Origin of the sequence: Pseudomonas sp. AA-38, from assembly GCF_029457475.1 — a bacterium.
Taxonomy (GTDB): Bacteria; Pseudomonadota; Gammaproteobacteria; order Pseudomonadales; family Pseudomonadaceae; genus Aquipseudomonas.
Map to the genome: position 1 here is coordinate 3565911 of NZ_CP120359.1, position 19141 is coordinate 3585051.

The 19141-nt window shown below is 64.8% G+C and carries 13 protein-coding genes; 10 read left to right on the forward strand and 3 right to left on the reverse strand.

Translation table 11 applies throughout. The features are described 5' to 3' along the window. Positions 1 to 11 precede the first annotated feature (11 nt). Together PVE35_RS16460 and PVE35_RS16465 are read left to right on the forward strand one after the other, a co-directional pair. Entirely contained in the window at positions 12 to 515 is a 504-nt protein-coding gene (locus PVE35_RS16460) for an ureidoglycolate lyase (RefSeq protein WP_268178177.1), read from the forward strand. 46 nt (positions 516 to 561) lie between these two features. Next, positions 562 to 1830: a urate hydroxylase PuuD gene (locus PVE35_RS16465; RefSeq protein WP_277372404.1), complete on the forward strand. Its 1269-nt coding sequence runs from the start codon at positions 562 to 564 to the stop codon at positions 1828 to 1830. 55 nt (positions 1831 to 1885) lie between these two features. On the opposite strand, the gene PVE35_RS16470 is transcribed toward PVE35_RS16465, so the two are convergent. The 3 genes from PVE35_RS16470 to PVE35_RS16480 form a co-directional block, all read right to left on the reverse strand. Beyond that, the gene (locus PVE35_RS16470) at positions 1886 to 2629 is read right to left on the reverse strand and encodes a hypothetical protein (RefSeq protein ID WP_268178179.1); all 744 of its coding nucleotides are present in this window, start codon (positions 2627 to 2629) and stop codon (positions 1886 to 1888) included. After that, positions 2626 to 3744, reverse strand: coding sequence for a DNA (cytosine-5-)-methyltransferase (dcm, locus tag PVE35_RS16475; protein WP_268178180.1), 1119 nt, complete (start codon positions 3742 to 3744; stop codon positions 2626 to 2628). Before dcm ends, PVE35_RS16470 begins: the two co-directional genes overlap by 4 nt. A 209-nt stretch (positions 3745 to 3953) precedes the next feature. Further along, positions 3954 to 8795 (reverse strand): NAD-glutamate dehydrogenase, encoded by a 4842-nt coding sequence (locus PVE35_RS16480; RefSeq protein WP_277372405.1) that lies wholly within the window; start codon positions 8793 to 8795, stop codon positions 3954 to 3956. 465 nt (positions 8796 to 9260) lie between these two features. On the opposite strand from PVE35_RS16480, the gene PVE35_RS16485 reads away from it, so the two are divergent. The 8 genes from PVE35_RS16485 to PVE35_RS16520 all read left to right on the forward strand — a co-directional run bounded on the left by PVE35_RS16485 (position 9261) and on the right by PVE35_RS16520 (position 18903). Further along, positions 9261 to 10220, forward strand: a complete 960-nt coding sequence (locus tag PVE35_RS16485) for a MoxR family ATPase (protein WP_268178183.1) — start codon at positions 9261 to 9263, stop codon at positions 10218 to 10220. 121 nt (positions 10221 to 10341) lie between these two features. Then, entirely contained in the window at positions 10342 to 11289 is a 948-nt protein-coding gene (locus tag PVE35_RS16490; protein WP_277372406.1) for a DUF58 domain-containing protein, read from the forward strand. Then, a complete protein-coding gene (locus PVE35_RS16495) occupies positions 11286 to 11780 on the forward strand; it encodes a DUF4381 domain-containing protein (RefSeq protein ID WP_277372407.1) in 495 nt (164 codons plus the stop codon). Before PVE35_RS16490 ends, PVE35_RS16495 begins: the two co-directional genes overlap by 4 nt. Continuing rightward, positions 11773 to 12780, forward strand: coding sequence for a VWA domain-containing protein (locus PVE35_RS16500; protein ID WP_277372408.1), 1008 nt, complete (start codon positions 11773 to 11775; stop codon positions 12778 to 12780). The genes PVE35_RS16495 and PVE35_RS16500 overlap by 8 nt, the downstream gene beginning before the upstream one ends. Next, a complete protein-coding gene (locus tag PVE35_RS16505; protein ID WP_277372409.1) occupies positions 12777 to 14540 on the forward strand; it encodes a VWA domain-containing protein in 1764 nt (587 codons plus the stop codon). The genes PVE35_RS16500 and PVE35_RS16505 overlap by 4 nt, the downstream gene beginning before the upstream one ends. After that, entirely contained in the window at positions 14537 to 16177 is a 1641-nt protein-coding gene (locus tag PVE35_RS16510; RefSeq protein ID WP_268178188.1) for a BatD family protein, read from the forward strand. The genes PVE35_RS16505 and PVE35_RS16510 overlap by 4 nt, the downstream gene beginning before the upstream one ends. 484 nt (positions 16178 to 16661) lie before the next feature. Next, positions 16662 to 18128: an NCS1 family nucleobase:cation symporter-1 gene (locus tag PVE35_RS16515; protein ID WP_277372410.1), complete on the forward strand. Its 1467-nt coding sequence runs from the start codon at positions 16662 to 16664 to the stop codon at positions 18126 to 18128. A 40-nt stretch (positions 18129 to 18168) separates the two neighbouring features. Further along, on the forward strand, positions 18169 to 18903 hold the full coding sequence (locus PVE35_RS16520; protein WP_277372411.1) for an aspartate/glutamate racemase family protein: 735 nt from the start codon (positions 18169 to 18171) through the stop codon (positions 18901 to 18903). The last annotated feature ends 238 nt before the right edge of the window (positions 18904 to 19141 follow it).

Sequence of the window (19141 nt, forward strand, 5' to 3'; positions counted from 1 at the left end):
GTAGAACAGCCATGCGTAGCCTGACCATCGAGCCCTTGAGCAAGGAAGCCTTCGCGCCTTTCGGTGACGTGATCGAAACCGAAGGTAGCGACTTCTTCATGATCAACAACGGCTCCACCCGCCGCTATCACAAGCTGGCCAGCGTGGAGACCGCACAGCCGGAGGATCGGGCCATCATCAGCATCTTTCGCGCCGAGGCGCTGCAGATGCCGCTGACCATCCGCATGCTGGAACGCCATCCGCTGGGCAGCCAGGCCTTCATGCCGCTGCTCGGCAACCCCTTTCTGATCGTGGTCGCGCCACTTGGCGATGTACCTGTATCAGGCTCCGTCCGTGCCTTCCTCAGCAATGGCAGGCAGGGCGTCAATTACCATCGCGGCGTCTGGCACCATCCGGTGCTGACGATCGAAAAGCGGGATGACTTCCTGGTGGTTGATCGCAGTGGTTCGGGTAACAACTGCGACGAACATTTCTTCGCCGAGGACGAGCTTCTTCTCCTCGATCCCCACCAATAAGAGAAGCCTGCAGCCGCTCTGCTGGTTGCAGGGAGAGGTACGGAACGTGGAAGCACATTTCACCGAATGGCTAAACCTGGGCATCCGCTGGATCCACATGATCACCGGCATCGCCTGGATCGGCGCATCCTTCTATTTCGTCTGGCTGGAGAACAACCTCGACCGGCGCAACCCGCGCGAGGGGCTGGCGGGCGATCTCTGGGCCATTCACGGCGGCGGCATCTACCACCTGGAAAAGTACAAGCTGGCACCGCCGAAAATGCCGGAGAACCTGCACTGGTTCAAATGGGAGGCCTACTTCACCTGGCTCTCGGGTGTGGCCCTGCTGCTGGTGGTGTACTACCTCAACCCCAGCCTGTATCTGGTCAAACCGGGTGTCGATCTGGCACCGGCCGCCGCCATCGCCATCGGCCTCGGCTCCATGGCTGTCAGCTACCTGATCTATCACCTCCTCTGCGACTCGCCACTGGGCAAGCGCCCGGCCCTGCTCGGTGCCGTATTGTTCGTGCTGATCATTGCCGCAGCCTGGGGCTTCTCCCAGGTGTTCAGCGGCCGCGCGGCCTATATCCATGTCGGCGCCATCATCGGCACCATCATGGTCGGCAACGTATTCTTCACCATCATGCCGGCGCAGCGTGCTCTGGTTAAGGCCATCGAAACCAACACCACGCCCGACCCACTGCTGCCGGCCAAGGGCCTGCTGCGCTCGCGACACAACAATTATTTCACCCTGCCGGTGCTGTTCATCATGATCAGCAACCACTTCCCCAGCACCTACGGCAGCCACTACAACTGGCTGATCCTCGCCGGCATCGCGGTTCTGGCGGTGCTGGTGCGTCACTACTTCAACACCCGCCATGCCAGCCAGCGCTTCGCCTGGACGCTGCCGGTCGCCGCCCTGGGCATGATCTGCCTGGCCTATGTCACTGCGCCGAAGCCACCTGCTGTCGTCGCCACGCCACTGGCTCAGGCCGAGCAAGCCGCCACGGCAAGCGAGCAAGCACCAAGCACCGCAGCCACCGAACGGCCCGCTGCCACGCAGGCCGACGGCACCCGCTTCGCCCAGGTCGAAAAGGTCATCCACGAGCGCTGCACCGTGTGCCACTCGGCCAACCCGAGCAGCCCGATGTTCAGCGCCGCACCGGCCGGCTTCATGCTCGATACGCCCGCGCAGATGCAGGCACAGGCGGCGAAGATCCAGGCCCAGGCCGTGGCCTCGCAGATCATGCCGCTGGGCAACATCACCCAGATGACCCAGGACGAACGTGACCTGATCGGCCGCTGGATAGCAGAGGGTGCGCATATAGCGCGCTAGAAGGCATAGTCAGGGTATGGCTGAGTCAGCGGAACTCAGCCAATGCACAGGTCGATCACTCGGCCACCAATGCCGCAGGATGATTAGGGTAGGTCTGCAAGAACTCGGTAGCGATCGCTCGAATGCGCGATGCGCACTGGGTTCGGCTGGTAATTTCTCTACTCGTGCCAAGAAAGTCCCTGAGGAAGGTCTTGGTGATATGCGGGTTGTTGATCGTAGAGCCTCGCTCGGCAATGTATTGCGCGCGCCGCTTGAGAATCTCCAACATGCGGCCCTGAGAGATGCGTGGCAAACCATCCACCAGCAGATCAGCGGCCTCACTGTATTGCTGGGCGCTGTACTGCAACTTGTGCAAACGCTTGGCGTCTTCGATGGAATAGTGGGCCTGCTCTCCACAAACGGCAAACAAATCCGCTAACTGCAGATGACTCGATACTCTTGCAGCCAAACGGAAGTCGATCTGCATCTGCTCTTCCTTCGCCTGCAACCAGGGCTCCATATCCACCGGAGTCAGGCACAAGCTGCGTTGCAACTCAGGCCTGCCGCGCTCCCTGGAGTAGAAACCGAACACGAAAAACATTTTCCGCCAGCGCTCAATGTGCGCCATGCCGAAGTCACGCGCCGTACCGACATCGAGACTCGTGGAGGATTTAACCTCCACCTCAAGCTGATAGGTCACGCCATTTACCTGGATATCGGTCAGCAGCGCATCTACCCCATGGCGTTCGTGCGCAGCGTCCCACTCCAAACCGAACAAAGCGGACAGCTCACGTTCGCGCTCATCATCCTGAACCGTCACCGCAGCACTCCCAATGCCAATGCGACTTGCCGTGCCACGGCATAGGCGACCGGCGGGCACACGCTATTGCCAATCTGCCCAAGCGCCTGATAGACCGCACCGGAAAAACGCCAATCAGCGGGGAAGCCCTGCAGTAACGCGCAGTCGGCCACGCACAGCCGAAAATGGTTGTTTTCAGGTGGATAGGCCATGGCCAACTCATGCGTTAGCTGAACCCCATTGGGCCAGAGCTGCAACTCGTTCCAGACCTTCAACGACGCCTTGCTATTGACCACCCCTGTGGTATTTCTCGGTCCGGTGAAGCCAGAACGCAGCGTCGGTGCGACAACATCGAACCCGATATCGGGCAAACCCAGACTCCGCCGTGCCGTGTTGTGCGGTAGCAGCTCGCCCGTATCGCCGTGAGTCGGCTGCGGCTCGTGAAACCGTACAGCATCGCGTGCTGCTCTGAACCCGACGAAGAAAACCCGGCGGCGCGCCTGCGGCACACCGAAATCATGAGCTGCCAACTTGAACTTGAAGATTACGTACTGATCGCTCAATGGATCGAGGATCGTCTCGCGCACGAATGACTCGAACTTCTTGTCCAGCAGCCCCACGACGTTCTCAGCGATGAAAGCACGTGGTCGCGTCTGCCTCACACAACGAACGAACTCACCCCACATGTTCCTGGGGTCATCAGCGCCCGCTTGCTTACCGGCAACGGAAAACGGCTGACAAGGCGGCCCACCGTGGACGATGTCCACCCCCCGAAAGGCAGAGAAGGAGGCGTTACAGACGTCTCCCGCGAGAACGCCTGAGCGGATGTCCCACGCCGGACGATTGCTGCGCAGTGTTTCACCGCATACCTCGAGAATTTCAAAGGATGCGACATGTTGGAAACCTGCTCTCTCGAAACCAACATCCAAGCCGCCACCACCCGAGAACAGGGAGAGGCAAGTCAAACCATGGCTCGGGCACTCTGGCATCAAATCCAGAGTATTGAGTCTCCAGTCCTCAATAGGCGACGGCAGCGATTGGCTAGGGTCTGCGAGCAGCGCCAGCTTGCGCTTCTGGGAGCGAATCGAGGTCGCCCGGTAGCGCTCTCGTTGTTCCTGCGTAAGCTCGTATCCCATCTGTTCCTCACCAACAGCCAGCAAATACTGTTCAAAAATACAGTATCAGTACAGCGAAATCTATTTTCAGGGGGCGATTATGGGGACTCTCCCCTCTCATGCCTAGCGCGGAGCATGCATCCAAGCTGAGTCGCAGCAACGCTCCCCATTAAAAACGACCAGGCCCCGCAATCGCGGGGCCTGGTCGTTTCAGCTTCGCGATCCTCGCATCAGGCGCTCTGCGCCAGATCCATCAGCTCACGGTTGGCCACGGCGTACATGGCATAGTCGCTGCCAGTGGCGGCACGCAGCTCGGTGAGCATGGCCTTCCAGCGATCCACCAGGCGCTGGTGCTGCTCCAGCCATAGGGCCAGACGTGCTTCCAGTTCCTGCGGGCCGTCGGCCATCTGCAGCACCGACACGGTGACGGCACGCTGCTGCCAGTCCAGATCGTCGCGGAAAGCCTCACGGGCCAGCGCCTGCCAGTTGCTCTCCACCGCCAGGTTGGTGATCTGCTGCAGATACCAGGACAGATCCAGCGCACTGCCGACGGCGAAGTAGACCGCAGCCACTTCGCTGGCGTCCTTTCCGGTGACGTCCGCCGCCTCGATGATCGGCAACAGCGTGTACAGATGACTGGTACCGGCGACCACACGGGCCAGCTCTTCCGGCGCGCCAGCTTCGACATAGCTCTGATAACGCGCCAGCCATTGCTCGCGGGCCGGCCCTTCGAGCAATTCGTCCAAACGCCCTACCAACGCCTCGATACGCGGTGCGAAGTGCGCCACGTCACGCGCGGCGTCCAGGTCGTTGCGCCGGCTGCGCAGGAACCAGCGGGTGGCACGACGGCCCAGGCGCATCAGTTCGTCCATCAGTTGCAGTTGCAGCTCGGCCGGCACCTGGTAATCCAGCGCCTCGATCTGCGCCCACCAGTGCGGCAGGCGGAACAGGTCACGAACGATGACGTAGGCACCGGCGACGTTGGCCGCACTCATGCCGGTGGACTCCTTCAGGCGCTGCACGAAGGTGATGCCCATGTGGTTGACCAGATCGTTGGCGATCTGCGTGCTGACGATCTCGCGCTTGAGGCGGTGACGGCGCATGGCGTCGCCGAACTTCTCGGTGAGGATGGCCGGGAAGGCGGTTTCCATCTCGCGCGCCAGGTAGTCGTCGTCCGGCACCTGGGACTTGAGCAGCGACTCCTTGAGGTCGATCTTGCTATAGGAGATCAGCACCGACAGTTCCGGCCGGGTCAGGCCCTGGCCGCTGGTGACACGCTCGTTGAGCGCCTCGTCCGAAGGCAGGAACTCCAGGGCCCGATCCAGCTTGCCGGCGCTTTCCAGAGCATTCATCAGGCGCTTGTACTCGCCGATGCGCTCGCGCGCGCGGCGCTCGGCCAGCGACAACGCCTGGGTCTGCTTGTAGTTGTTGGCCAGCACCAGTTCGGAGACGTCATCGGTCATCTCGGCCAGCAGCTTGTTGCGCTGCTTCTCGGTCATGTCGCCAGCGGCGACGATCTCGCCGAGCAGGATCTTGATGTTCACTTCATGGTCGGAGCAGTCCACACCACCGGCGTTGTCGATGAAGTCGGTGTTGCTGGCACCGCCATGCAGGCCGAACTCGACGCGGCCGAGCTGGGTCATGCCCAGGTTGCCGCCCTCGCCCACCACCTTGGCACGCAGCTCGCGGCCATCCACGCGCAGGGCGTCGTTGGCCTTGTCGCCGACGTCGCCATGGCTCTCCTGGCTGGACTTGACGTAGGTGCCGATGCCGCCGTTCCACAGCAGGTCGACCGGTGCCTTGAGCAGCGCATTGAGCAGCTCGGTGGGCGCCAGCCTGTCGGCGGCGATGTCGAAGCGCGCCTTCATCTGCGGACTGATGGCGATGCTCTTGGCGCTGCGCAGGAAGATGCCGCCACCCTCGGAGATCAGCTTGCTGTCGTAGTCGGCCCAGCTCGAGCGCGGCAGCTCGAACAGGCGCTTGCGCTCGGCGAAGCTCTTGGCCGCATCCGGATTCGGGTCGATAAAGATGTGCAGGTGGTTGAAGGCGGCCACCAGTTGCAGCTTGTCCGACAGCAGCATGCCGTTGCCGAACACGTCGCCGGCCATGTCGCCGACGCCGATGACGGTGACGTTGTCCTTCTGCACGTCGATGCCGCGTTCGCGGAAGTGCCGCTGCACGGAAACCCAGCCGCCCTTGGCGGTGATGCCCATGCCCTTGTGGTCGTAGCCGGCCGAGCCGCCGGAGGCGAAGGCGTCGCCGAGCCAGAAGCCGTATTCGGCGGCGATGCCGTTGGCGATGTCGGAGAAGGTCGCGGTGCCCTTGTCTGCCGCCACCACCAGATAGGGGTCGTCGGCGTCGTGGCGCACCACACCCGCCGGCGGCACCACCTCGCCTTCCTTGAGGTTGTCGGTGATGTCGAGCAGGCCGCTGATGAAGATGCGGTAGCAGGCGATGCCCTCGGCCATCACCTCGTCACGCGAACCGCCGAGCGGCACCTTGCGCGGCACGAAGCCGCCCTTGGCGCCCATCGGCACGATCACCGCGTTCTTCACCTGCTGCGCCTTGACCAGGCCGAGCACTTCGGTACGGAAGTCCTCTTCGCGATCCGACCAGCGCAGGCCGCCACGGGCGACGTCGCCGAAGCGCAGGTGCACGCCCTCGACGCGCGGGCTGTAGACGAAGATCTCGAACTTCGGCACCGGGCGCGGGATGTCCGGGATCAGCCGTGGGCTGAGCTTGAAGCTGAAATAGCTCTTGCCCTGACCGTTCTCGCCCGGCTGGTAGAAGTTGGTGCGCAGGGTCGCCTTGATCAGATCCAGGTAGCGCCGCAGGATGCGATCCTCGTTGAGCACGGCAACGTCGTCGAGGGCGGCGAGGATGGCCTGTTCGAGCTTCTGCTGCTTGTCTTCCAGGTCTTCGGCGCTGAGCTTGCGCGCCAGGTAGAAACGGGTGCGGAACAGGCGCACCAGCTCCTTGGCAATATCCGCATGGTTGACCAGGGTGGCGGCGATGTAGCTGAGCGAGAAGCCCAGACGAATCTGTTTGAGATAGCGCGCATAGGCCCGCAGCAGCGCCACGTCGCGCCAGGGCATGGCAGCGGTCAGCACCAGGCGGTTGAAGGCGTCGTTCTCGGCATCGCCGCCAACGATATGGATAAAGGCATCCTGCAAGGTGTCGTTGAGCTGCTGGATATCGACGTCCAGGCCTTCGGCATAGGTGAAGGCGAAATCGTGAATCCAGAACTCGCGGCCGTCGGCACGGCGCAGCTTGTAGGGGAACTCGCCGAGCACGCGCAGGCCCAGGTTCTCCAGGATCGGCAAGACGTCAGACAGCGGCAGCGGCGTGTCGGCGTGATACAGCTTGCAGTGCAGTTGCTGCTCGTTCTGCGCCAGCGGCTGGTAGAAGCTCATCACCAGCGGCTTTTCCGCGCTCAGGCTGAGCAGGTGCTGCATGTCCACCACCGCTGAATGGGCGGCGAAGCGCTCGCGGTAGCCGGCCGGGAAGCCTTCCGGGAACTCGGCCAGCACGTTGGTGCCCTGGGCTTCGCCGAGGCTTTCCACCATCAGGCTGACGTAGTCGTCCTTCCACGAACGGCAGGCCTGGATGACTTCCTTCTCCAGGCGCACGGGATCGATGTGCGACTTGTTCTTCGGGTCGACGCGCAGGATGAACTGCACCCGCGCCAGCACCGATTCGGAGAAGAAGGTCCAGAACTCGCAGTCGGTCGCCTGCAGGCGCTCCATCAGCACCTGCTGGATCTTCACGCGGGTTTCCGTGGAATACACGTCACGCGGCACGTAGGCCAGGCAGTAGCAGAAGCGGCCATAAGGGTCGCGCCGCAGGAACACGCGGATCTTGTTGCGCTCCTGGATCTGCACGATGGCGATGGCGGTGCTGAGCAGGTCGTCCACCGGGGTCTGGAACAGGTCATCGCGCGGCAGCACTTCCAATACCTGGGCCAGTTCCTTGCCCAGGTGCGCGCTGCTCTCGAAGCCGGAATGCTGCTTGATCACCGCCACCTTGCGGCGGATGTAGGGGATGTTCCACACGCTCTCGGCGTACACCGCCGAGGTGTACAGGCCCATGAAGCGGCACTCCTTGACCACGCGGCCCTTGGCGTCGAGCTCGCGGATGGAAACGAAGTCCGGGTAGGCCGGGCGATGCACGCGACTGGGCACGGCGGCCTTGGCGAAGGACAGCAGTTGCGGCTCGCGCAGGTAGGCCACCGCGTCCGGCTCGATCTGCAGTTCTTCGGCGCTCAGCCCCGGGCGCAGGCGCTTGGACAGCCCCAGCAGGGACTTCTCGTCATACTGCAGTTGGCCGCCCTCGGCGTTGTCGGCCACGGTGAACTCCTCGTAGCCGAGGAAGGTGAAATGGTTGTCCAGCAGCCAGCCGAGGAACACCTTGATCTCTTCCAGCTCGCTCTTGTCCACCTTGAGCTTGGCGCGATCGAGCCAGGCCAGCAGCTCGCGGGCCTTGGCCTTCATCGGCTGGAAGTCGGTGACCGCCAGGCGCACGTCGCTGAATACCTCGTCGATGGCCCTCTCCAGCGTCTTGAGTTCGCTGGCGCTGGAGCAGCGGTCGATCTCCAGGAACATCAGCGCTTCCTGCAGCACGCCGTCGCCCTGGGTGCCCTTGGGAAGGATTTCCTTGAGGTCGCCGTTCTTGTCACGGCGCACACTGAACACGCTGTTCTGCAGGGTATGGATGCTGTAGCCGCGACGGTTGAGCTCCATGCGCACCGAGTCGACCAGAAACGGAATGTCGCCATGGAGGATCTCCACGGCCGTATGGGTCGATTGCCAGCCGTGCTTCTCGTAGTCGGGGTTGAACGCCCGCACCTGCGGCCTGGCCTGGTCGAAGCGCTCGAGCATGCGCCAGGCCGACAAGGTGCAGCCGACCAGATCGGACAGGCGCCGCTGGGTCAGTTCATCAAGGGCGACGATACCGAAGAACTGTTCGGCGAAGAGGGAAACTTGTGCTAACGCCTGCTCACTCACGTGCTGCGCCAGGGCCGCTTGCAGTTGCTGCTGGAAGTCGGCTTTGCTGGCCGCCGTAAAGAACGCCATGGTTTTGCTCCATTGGGCTGGTGGTTCGACAGATGGCGCCCGGAAAAACCAGTGGTTCTTCAGTGGCGTCTCTGGTAGAGGCAGTCGCGAGACTTGATCGTGCCATCCACCCGTTAGTTCAACGTTAGCCCATGAAACGACGATGACACGGGCTGAAGCCGGACGATCATGGCGGAAACTGGCGACCGATGGGTCACGCTTGGCGGGCCAGCTTAACGAGGCTTGCCCCTCTGCGGCTTGCGGAGCTGCGACATTTTCTTTCAAGGGCGCACCGTTACGGTGCAAGTTCTGTTCTGACGTTGCCCATCCAGCGCCGACCCTCGCTCGTCATTGCAGTCGAACCTCGACGGCTTGCGGCCATCGCCGTGATGCCCGACATAGCAGCTGACACGGCAAATGGATTAAAGTCGACGACCTGCCCGCGCCGGGCAACCGCACTCGCCTACCGCCATTAAGAGTCCGCCGATGGAACACCGTGAAGCGCTGGTCGCGTTACGCCAATTTCTCTCCACTCAGATACTCGGCCAGGATCGCCTGATCGACCGTCTGCTGGTGGCCCTGCTCGCCGACGGACATCTGCTGGTGGAGGGTGCGCCCGGCCTGGCCAAGACCAAGGCGATCAAGGAACTGGCCGAAGGCATCGAGGGCGAGTTCCACCGCATCCAGTTCACCCCCGACCTGCTCCCGGCGGACATCACCGGTACCGAGATCTACCGCCCGGAAACCGGCAGTTTCGTGTTCCAGCAGGGGCCGATCTTCCACAACCTGGTGCTGGCCGACGAGATCAACCGCGCACCGGCCAAGGTGCAATCGGCACTGCTTGAAGCCATGGCCGAGCGCCAGGTGTCGGTAGGCCGCTCCACCTATGACCTGTCACCACTGTTCCTGGTGATGGCCACGCAGAACCCCATCGAGCAGGAAGGCACTTACCCGCTGCCCGAGGCCCAGCTCGACCGTTTCCTGATGCACGTGAAGATCGGCTTTCCCGATGCTGCCGTGGAGCGCAAGATTCTCGCCCAGGCCCGTGGCGATGCGCTCAACGGCGAAGCCAAGCCCGAGCACCGGGTCAGCCAGCACGCGATCTTCGCCGCACGCAAGGAAATCCTCGGCCTGTACATGGCCGATGCCGTGGAGGAGTACCTGGTGCAACTGGTGATGGCCAGCCGCACCCCGGCCAAGTTCGACGCCGAACTGGCCGAGTGGATCGCCTACGGCGCCAGCCCCCGTGGCTCCATCTCCCTCGACCGCTGCGCGCGTGCCCACGCCTGGCTGGCCGGGCGCGACTTCGTCAGCCCCGAGGACATCCAGGCGGTGCTGTTCGACGTGCTGCGCCACCGCATCATTCTCTCCTTCGAGGCCGAAGCCTCGGGGGTCGACCAGGATCGCGTGATCCAGCGCATCCTCGATGTGGTCGCGGTGGCCTAGATGCAGCCGCAAGCTGCAAGCCACAAGCTGCAAGCTGGCATTCAGCCCCGCGTAGCCCGGATGCAATCCGGGAGGGTTCGCGCGCTGTCGCAGGCTTGCATCCGGGCCATGGACTGAAGCCATGCAAAGCCAGGCCAGCCATCCCGGCATCCATATCGCCCTCGGCGAGCTGATCGACATGCGCCACAAGGTGCATGAAGTGCCGCTGTTCTCCACTCCAGCACGGCGCAGCCCACTGATCGGCCTGCACCACTCGCGTCTGCGCGGGCGTGGTGTGGACTTCGACCAGGTGCGCGTGTACCAGCCCGGCGACGACGTGCGCACCATCGACTGGCGCGTCACCGCGCGCACCCAGGAGCCGCACACCAAGCTGTTCCACGAAGAACGCGAGCGGCCCATCTTCATCATCGTCGAGCAGAGCCAGCGCCTGTTCTTCGGCAGCGAACAGTGCTTCAAGTCGGTGCTCGCCGCCCAGGCCGCCGCCTTGGTCGGCTGGGCCGCCCTGGATCACAACGACCGCATCGGCGGCCTGGTGTTCGCCGATCAGGAGCACCATGAGGTCAAACCCAGGCGCAGCAAGCAGAGCCTGTTGCAACTGCTCAACCTGCTGGCCCGCGCCAACCAGGCGCTGACTGCCGAGGTCGCCGCCGCCAGCACCCGCGATACCCTCGGCCTGGCCCTGCGCCGCGCCCGCGAGGTGCTGCGCCCCGGCAGCCTGGTGATCGTGCTGTGCGACGAGCGCGCGCTGAACGACAACGCCGAACAGCAACTGACCCTGCTCGCCCGGCATACCGACCTTCTGCTGTTGCCGCTGTCCGATCCGCTCGACCATGCCCTGCCGGCAGCCGGCCTGCTGCGCTTCACCCAGGGCGGCGCCCGGCTCGAACTCGACAGCCACAACGACGCCTTGCGCCAGGCTTACCGCAGCCAGGGACAAGCCCGTGAAGCGCGCTGGCAGCGCCTGGCACAGAAACTCGGTGTGCCCCTGCTGCCACTGAGCACCCAGTTCGAGCTGGTGACGCAGTTGCAGGAGCAACTCAGCGCCCTGCACCCGAGGAAGGCGCCATGAATCCCCTCGATCAGTTGCAGCCGCTGATCGACCCGCCACCGGTGCCCTGGTGGCCGCCGGCGCCTGGCTGGTGGCTGCTGGCCGCTCTGCTGCCGCTGCTGCTCTGGGGCCTCTGGCGGCTGCTGCGCCGCTGGCGCCGCCGGCCCCGCCAGGTGGCCGCCGAGCAGCCGCTCGATGCCCTGCGCCAGGCTGCCCTGGATGAGCTGGCCACCTTGCGCAAACCCTATGACGGCGCGCCGGCCGGCCCCTGGCTGCAACAGCTCAACGCCCTGCTCAAGCGCCTGTGCCGCGAGCACTACCCGGACAGCGCCAGCCACACCCTGAGCAGCCGTGCCTGGCTGGCCTTCCTCGACAACCGCTGCCCGGCTGCCGGGCTGACGCGCTGGATGATCCTGGTCGAAGGCGCCTACAAGCCGCAGTGCAGCCTCAGCGACAAGGCCATCGAGGAACTCGAGCAGGCCATCGCCACCTGGATTCGCAAGCATGTTTGAGTTCGCCTGGTGGTGGGTCTTCGCCTTCGCGCCGCTGCCCTGGCTGCTGCGCCTGCTGCTGCCGCCCGCCGACAGCGGCGATGCGGCGCTGCGCGTCGGCTTTCTCGACGAGTTGCAGGCGCTCAGCGGTCGCCGCGCCCGTGCTGCCCTGCCCGGTTGGCGCCAGCAGGTGCCGCTGGCGTGCATCTGGCTGTTGCTGCTGTGCGCGGCGGCACGCCCGCAATGGGTCGGCGAGCCCCTGCCGTTGCCGGCCACCGGCCGTGACCTGCTGCTGGCGGTGGATGTCTCCGGCTCCATGGATTACGCCGACATGCAGTGGGATGACGAGCCCATCAGCCGCCTGGAGCTGGTCAAGCGCCTGCTCGGCGACTTCATCGAAGGCCGCCGGGGTGACCGCGTCGGCCTGATCCTGTTCGGCAGCCAGGCCTACCTGCAGGCGCCGCTGACCTTCGACCGCCACACCGTGCGCACCTGGCTGGACGAAGCGCTGATCGGCATTGCCGGCAAGAACACCGCCATCGGCGATGCCATTGGCCTGGCCGTCAAGCGCCTGCGCCAGCGCCCAGCCGACAGCCGCGTGCTGGTGCTGGTCACCGACGGCGCCAGCAACGGCGGCACACTGGAGCCGATGACCGCGGCACGCCTGGCCGCCGAGGAAGGCGTGCACATCTACACCATCGGCATCGGCGCCGACCCGCAGCAGAGCGGCGTGCTTGGCGTGTTCGGCTTCAGCAGCGGGCTGGATCTGGACGAACCGACCCTGCGCGGCATCGCCGACACCACCGGCGGCGAATACTTCCGCGCACGCAACCTGGCCGAGCTGCAACAGATCGAGGCGACCCTCGATCGCCTCGAGCCGGTCAGCCAGCAGCCCATTCTCGCCCGCCCGGCCCAGGCCCTGTATGCCTGGCCACTGAGCCTGGCTCTACTCGGCAGCCTGCTGCTGGCCGGCCAAACGCTCTGGCCGCAGTGGCCGCAACGCCTGCGGAGGCGAGGATGAGCCTGCTCTGGCCCGACTGGTTGCGGCCCTGGTGGCTGCTGGCGCTGCCCCTGCTGGCCTGGCTGCTGTGGCGCCTGTGGCATCGCGAACGGCAGAGCGGGCGTTGGCAGCAACTGCTGCCGCCGGCCTTCCATGCGGTGTTGCTCAGCGGCAGCGGCCAGCGTAGCAACCGCCTGCCCCTGCTGGCGCTGGCGATGGCCTGGCTGCTGGCCGTACTCGCGCTACTCGGCCCCAGTTGGCAGCAGGTGCAGCAGAGCAGCCAGAAACCGGCCGACCCGCTGGTGGTGATGCTCGAACTCACCCCGCGCATGCTCGCCGGCGACACACCGCCGACGCGCCTGGAACAGGCCCGACGCAAGCTGCTCGACCTGCTCGAAGCACGCCGCGACGCGCAGACCGCCATCGTCGTCTACGCCGGCAGCGCCCACAGCCTGGTGCCGCTGTCCGACGACCTGGCCACCAGCCGCAACCTGCTCGAATCGCTCAAACCTTCGCTGATGCCCGAACCGGGGCAGCGTGCCGACCTCGCCGTGGAGCGAGCCCTGCAACTGCTGGAGCAGGCGCAACTGGGCCAGGGCCGCCTGCTGCTGATCACCAGCAGCCTGGACGAACAGGAGCGCAGCGGCATCGCCCAGGCCCTGGCACGCCGCGCCACACCCTTGCTGATCCTCGGCGTCGGCACCCGCGAAGGTGCGCCGGTCACTCAGGAGGACGGCAGCTTCCTCAAGGATCGCGACGGCGGCATCGTCATCCCACGCCTGGATGCCCGGGGCCTGCGCCAGTTCGCCGAGGCGCAGGGCGGGCGCTACGCACAGATTCGCCTGGACGACGGCGACCTGAAACGCCTAGGCCTGCTCGATGCCCCCGCCGCGATGCGCGATGCTGATGAACCCACGCAGCTCGACGCGCGCATCGACCAGGGCTACTGGTTGCTCCTGCCGCTGTTGCTGCTGGCCGCCTGCGCCGGCCGCCGTGGCTGGTTGCTGGTGCTGCCCCTGCTGCTGATGCTGCCGGCGCAGAACAGCTACGCCTTCGACTTCGACGACCTCTGGCTGCGCCCGGATCAACAAGGCCAGCACCTGCTCGAGGCGCAGCGCCCGGCCGAGGCGGCGCAACGCTTCGAGGATCCGCAGTGGCAAGGCAAGGCGCTCTACGAAGCCGGTGAATATGGCACCGCCGCCGAGCGCTTCGCCCAGGGCGACGAGGCCCGCGACCACTACAACCGCGGCAATGCCCTGGCCAAGGCCGGTGAGCTGGAAGCCGCGCTGGATGCCTACGAACAGGCCCTGGAGCGGCAACCCGAGCTGGCCGCTGCGCAGCACAACAAGGCCCTGGTGGAAGAGGCCCTGCGCCAGCGTCAGGCTGAACAGAACGACAGCGGGCAGACGCAGAACCCGCCGCCTTCGCGCAACGACCAGGCGCAAGCCGCTGAGCAGGCCAGCCAGGGCCAGGCCGCTCAGCCGAGCGAACCTGAGAACAACGCCGCCAAGCCCAGCGATGACGCCAAGGCCGGCGCCGAACAGCCCCAGCCGGAATCGAACGAAAGCGCCCCCGGCAACGACCAGAGCGCCGAGAACGAGGCCCAGGCCGATGCCCAAGCCACCCCGCAGACACCCATGAGCGATGCCGACCTGGGCACCAACCAGGAGCGCCGGCAGGCGCTGGAACAATGGCTGCGGCAGATTCCCGATGACCCGGGCGAGCTGCTGCGGCGTAAATTCTGGTACGAACAGCAACAGCGTCAGGAACGATCCCGATGAAGCGTCTCGTCAGCCTGCTTTTTCTCTTGCTCCTGGGCGGCCTGGCCCACGCCGACGCCTTCGTCGCCAGCGTCGACCGCACGCACCTGAGCGAAGGCGAGACCGTAGTGCTGACCCTGGAGTCCACCGACCCCACCCGCTTCGGTCGCCCCGACTTCAGCCCGCTGGATGCCGACTTCGAGATTCTCGGCAGCAGTCAGGTCAATCGTCTGACCACCCTCGGCGACACCCCACGCACCACGACGCGCTGGATTCTCACCCTGCAACCCAAACGTAGCGGCCAGGTCGAGATTCCACCGATCCGCCTGGAAGACGCCGCCAGCCTGCCCATCACCCTGCACGTCGAGCCAGCCAGGCAAAGCGGCAAGAGCGAGAAGCTGGCGCCCGTGTTCATCGATGCCAGCCTCGATCAGGAAAGCGTCTACGTGCAGGCCCAGGCCATGCTCACCCTGCGCATCTACCACTCGGTCTCGCTGTATGACGACAGCAGCCTGACGCCCCTGCAGATCGACGATGCCCGCGTCGAGCGCCTGGGCGAGCCGCGCACTTACGAGAAGGACATCGGCGGCGTGCGTCATGGCGTGATCGAAGTGCGCTATGCCATCTACCCGCAGCGCAGCGGCCAGCTCATCATCCCCGGCCAGGTATTCAGCGCCACCCTGGTCGAGCGCAGCGGTAGCGACTTCAACCCCTTCGGCCCGCGCCCTGGGCGCGTGACGCGGGTGAAGTCACCCGACATCCCCTTGCAGGTGCGCCCCAAGCCCGCCGATTACCCGGCCGACGTGCCCTGGCTACCGGCACGCGCCCTGGGCCTGGCGGAAAGCTGGAATCCGCAGCCGGAGCAGGCCAAGGTGGGCGAATCCCTGACCCGTAGCCTGACCCTGAAGGTAGATGGCCTGTCCAGCGCCCAGTTGCCGCCACTACCCGCCACCCAGGTCGACGGCCTGCGCCGCTACCCGGATCAGCCCCAGCTCAGCGACCAGCCCAGCGAAAATGGCATGCTCGGCAGCCGCGAGGATCGCGAAGCGCTGGTGCCGAGCCGCAGCGGCAGCTTCGAGCTGCCGGCCCTGCAAGTGGTGTGGTGGAACACCAAGACCGACAGCCTGGAACGCACCACCCTGCCGGCGCGCACCCTGCAGGTGGCAGAAAACCCGGCGCTGCAGGTGGACGAGCCGGTCACGCCGATTCCCAGCGAAGTACAGCGCATGGAAGGTGCCCCGTTGTGGCCCTGGCAACTGGCCTGCGCCCTGCTCGCCCTGACCACCCTGCTCGGTTTCGGCCTGTGGTGGCACGCGCGTCGCCAGCCGGCGATCCAGCGGGCGGCGCAGAGCGGCCCGAGCCCACGTACCCTGCTCGACGATCTCAAGCGCGCCTGCCTGATGGGCGATGCCCAGGCCACCCGCCACGCCCTCGACGCCTGGGCGCGTCAGCAGCCGGAAACCCTGGCGGACATGGCCGCGCGCGACGTGCCGCTGTCCGACGCCCTCGATGGCTTGAATGCTGCGCTGTACAGCGAAACCAGCCAGCAATGGCAGGGCGAGGAACTGTGGAAAGCCATCCGCAGCCTGCCCGCCGCCCAAGAGCCGAGCAGCGCAACACCGGAGAACAGCGCCCTGCCACCCCTCTACCCACGCTGACGGCAAGCCTCACGGCCAAACACCGCACCAAGACAAGGCGCAAGCCTGCTCTGCGCCCTTAAAAGGCGCAGCCAGCGCCTTATTCTCCTTCCTCTAGCCCATGCCGCCCGGTCAATCCGGCGGCATTCATGTGCTCAATAAAGATTCATTTTGTACACAAAACACAAACAAAACATGTTCATACGCAGCATTTATGTGTACAAATTCACTCATAAAAATCCTTTCAGTTAGTCGACCGCCTGTATACAGCAACCTTTTCAGCCGGAAGCGACAAAACGGAACGGAAACTGCAGACAAACCTCCTAAGGGCACCTCTAAAAACGTAGGCGAGGCAGGCAGCGCAAGGCAAAAACAGGCGAAGAAGCGCAGTTTACGTGTTGTAAATGAGCATTCTGAGCCTGTTTTTAACGCAGCGATGGCAACGCAGGTAGTTTTTTGAGGTGGCCTAAACGCCCTTGGGCACAACAACAATCAGGGAGCTGCCATGTCCACCGCCGAAGAGTTCCGCATCCAGCACATCGACCCGACGCTGCACAATGAGGATCTCGCCCCGCTCGCCCCGGAGAAACGCACCTGGGGCTGGTTCGAGATCTTCAACGTCTGGTCCAACGACATTCAGAGCCTGTTCGGCTACACCCTGGCCGCCACCCTGTTCATCTCCTACGGGCTCAATGGCTGGACGGTGCTGGCCGGCATCGTGCTCGCCGGCTTCATCGTCATGGGCCTGGTGCAACTCACCGGCAAGCCCAGCGTCAAGTACGGCATTCCCTTCCCGGTGTTCGCCCGCGCCAGCATGGGCGTGCGCGGCGCCAACTTCCCCGCGCTGATCCGTGGCATCGTCGCCATCTTCTGGTATGGCGTGCAGACCTATTTCGCCTCCACCGCCGTGGCGCTGCTGCTCAACTCGCTGCTGCAACCCGAAGCACCTGCCATGTACCTGGGCCTGACCGCCATCGGCTGGCTGTCCTACGTGATCGTCTGCCTGTTCCAGGTTGGCTTGTTCGTCTGCGGCATGAGCTGGATCACCCGCTTCCTCAACTGGGCCGGGCCGCTGGTGTACGTGGTCATGATCGCGCTGATGCTGCTGATCTGGTACAAGGCCGGGCCGAGCCTGCTCAGTGAACTGGGCAACATCTTCGCCGGTACCGGTGAGTACAAGGCGGGTCCGGTGGCGGCGTTCTTCGCCGTGGTCGGCACCATGGTCGCCTACTTCGCCGCAGTGGTGATCAACTACGGTGACTTCGCCCGCTTCGTCAGAAGCGAGAAACAGATGACCCTGGGCAACTTCCTCGGCCTGCCGGTGAGCCTGGCGTTCTTCTCGCTGATCGCCCTGGTGATCACCGCCGGCACCGTGGTGGTGTTCGGCGAGACGCTGACCAACCCCACCGACATCGTCGCGCGGGTGGACAACCTGACCCTGACCATCATCGCCGCGCTGACCTTCTTCGCCGCCACCGTGGGCATCAACCTGGTGGCCAACTTCATCCCGCCAGCCTACGACCTGGCCAACCTGGCACCGGCCCACATCAGCGCGCGCACCGGCGGCTTCATCACCGCCGCCATCGCCTTCTTCATCGGCGCGCTGTGGGTAGCCTTCATCAGCAATGTCGGCATCGCCGCCTTCGTCGACACCCTGGGCGCGGTGCTGGCGCCGCTGTACGGCATCATCGTCGCCGACTACTACCTGGTGCGTCGGCGCAAGCTCGACCTGCAACAGCTATTCAGCGCCGAAGCCGACAGCGCCTACTACTTCGACGGCGGCTGGAACCGCAAGGCGCTGATCGCCTTCGCCGCCGCCTCGCTGTTCTCCGTCTCCACCGTCTGGATGCCGGCACTGGCGCAGCTCTCGGGCTATGCCTGGCTGCTCGGCGCCCTGCTCGGAGCCCTGCTGCACTACGGCCTGATGCACGGCCAGGCACGCGCCCTGAAAAACGCCGACGCCCCGGTCTGAAACCGGCGCCGCACGCCCACTCACCGAAACGAGAGCCCTCATGAAGATTCGCGTCATCAACCCCAACACCACCGCCAGCATGACCGAGAAGATCGGCGAGGCGGCCAGCCGTATCGCCGCACCGGGCACGCAGATCGTGGCGAGCAACCCGGTCAGCGGGCCGGTCTCGATAGAAAGCCATTTCGATGAGGCCATCAGTGCCGTCGGTGTGCTCGAGGAGGTGCGCATCGGCGAGCGCGAGGGTACCGACGCGTACATCCTCGCCTGTTTCGGCGACCCCGGCCTGCTCGCCGCGCGCGAGCTGACCCGTGCCCCGGTGATCGGCATTGCCGAGGCGGCCTTCCACATGGCCACCCTGATCAGCACGCGCTTCTCCATCGTCACCACCCTGGGCCGTACCGGCATCATCGCCGAGCACCTGCTGCAGAACTACGGCTTTGCCCATCACTGCCGACGCGTGCGCGCCGCCGAGATTCCGGTGCTGGATCTGGAAGACGACGGTGACAGCGCCCTGCAACGGATCATCGACGAATGCCTGCGGGCCAAGGCCGAAGACAACATCGGCGCCATCGTCCTCGGTTGCGGCGGCATGGCCGACCTGACCGCACAGATCAGCGACGCCGTCGGCCTGCCGGTGGTCGAGGGCGTGACGGCGGCGGTGAAGCTGGCCGAATCGCTGGTCAGCCTGGGCCTGGGCACCAGCAAGCATGGCGACCTGGACTTCCCACGGCCGAAGGCCTTCAGCGGCCAGTTCGATTACCTCTCGGGCAGTTGATACCCGATACAAGCCTCGGCTCATCGAGCCGCAGGCGCATGGCCCCTGCCGAGTTAGCAGGCCGTTGGAAAACGTAGGCGAGGCAGCCAGTGCAAGGCAAAAACAGGCGAAAAAGCGGAGTTTACGAGCTGTAAATGAGCATTTTGAGCCTGTTTTTAACGCAGCAATGGCAACGTAGGTAGTTTCAACAGCCTGCTAGGGCACGACAAGACAATTACAAGAAAAACCGTTCTGATCC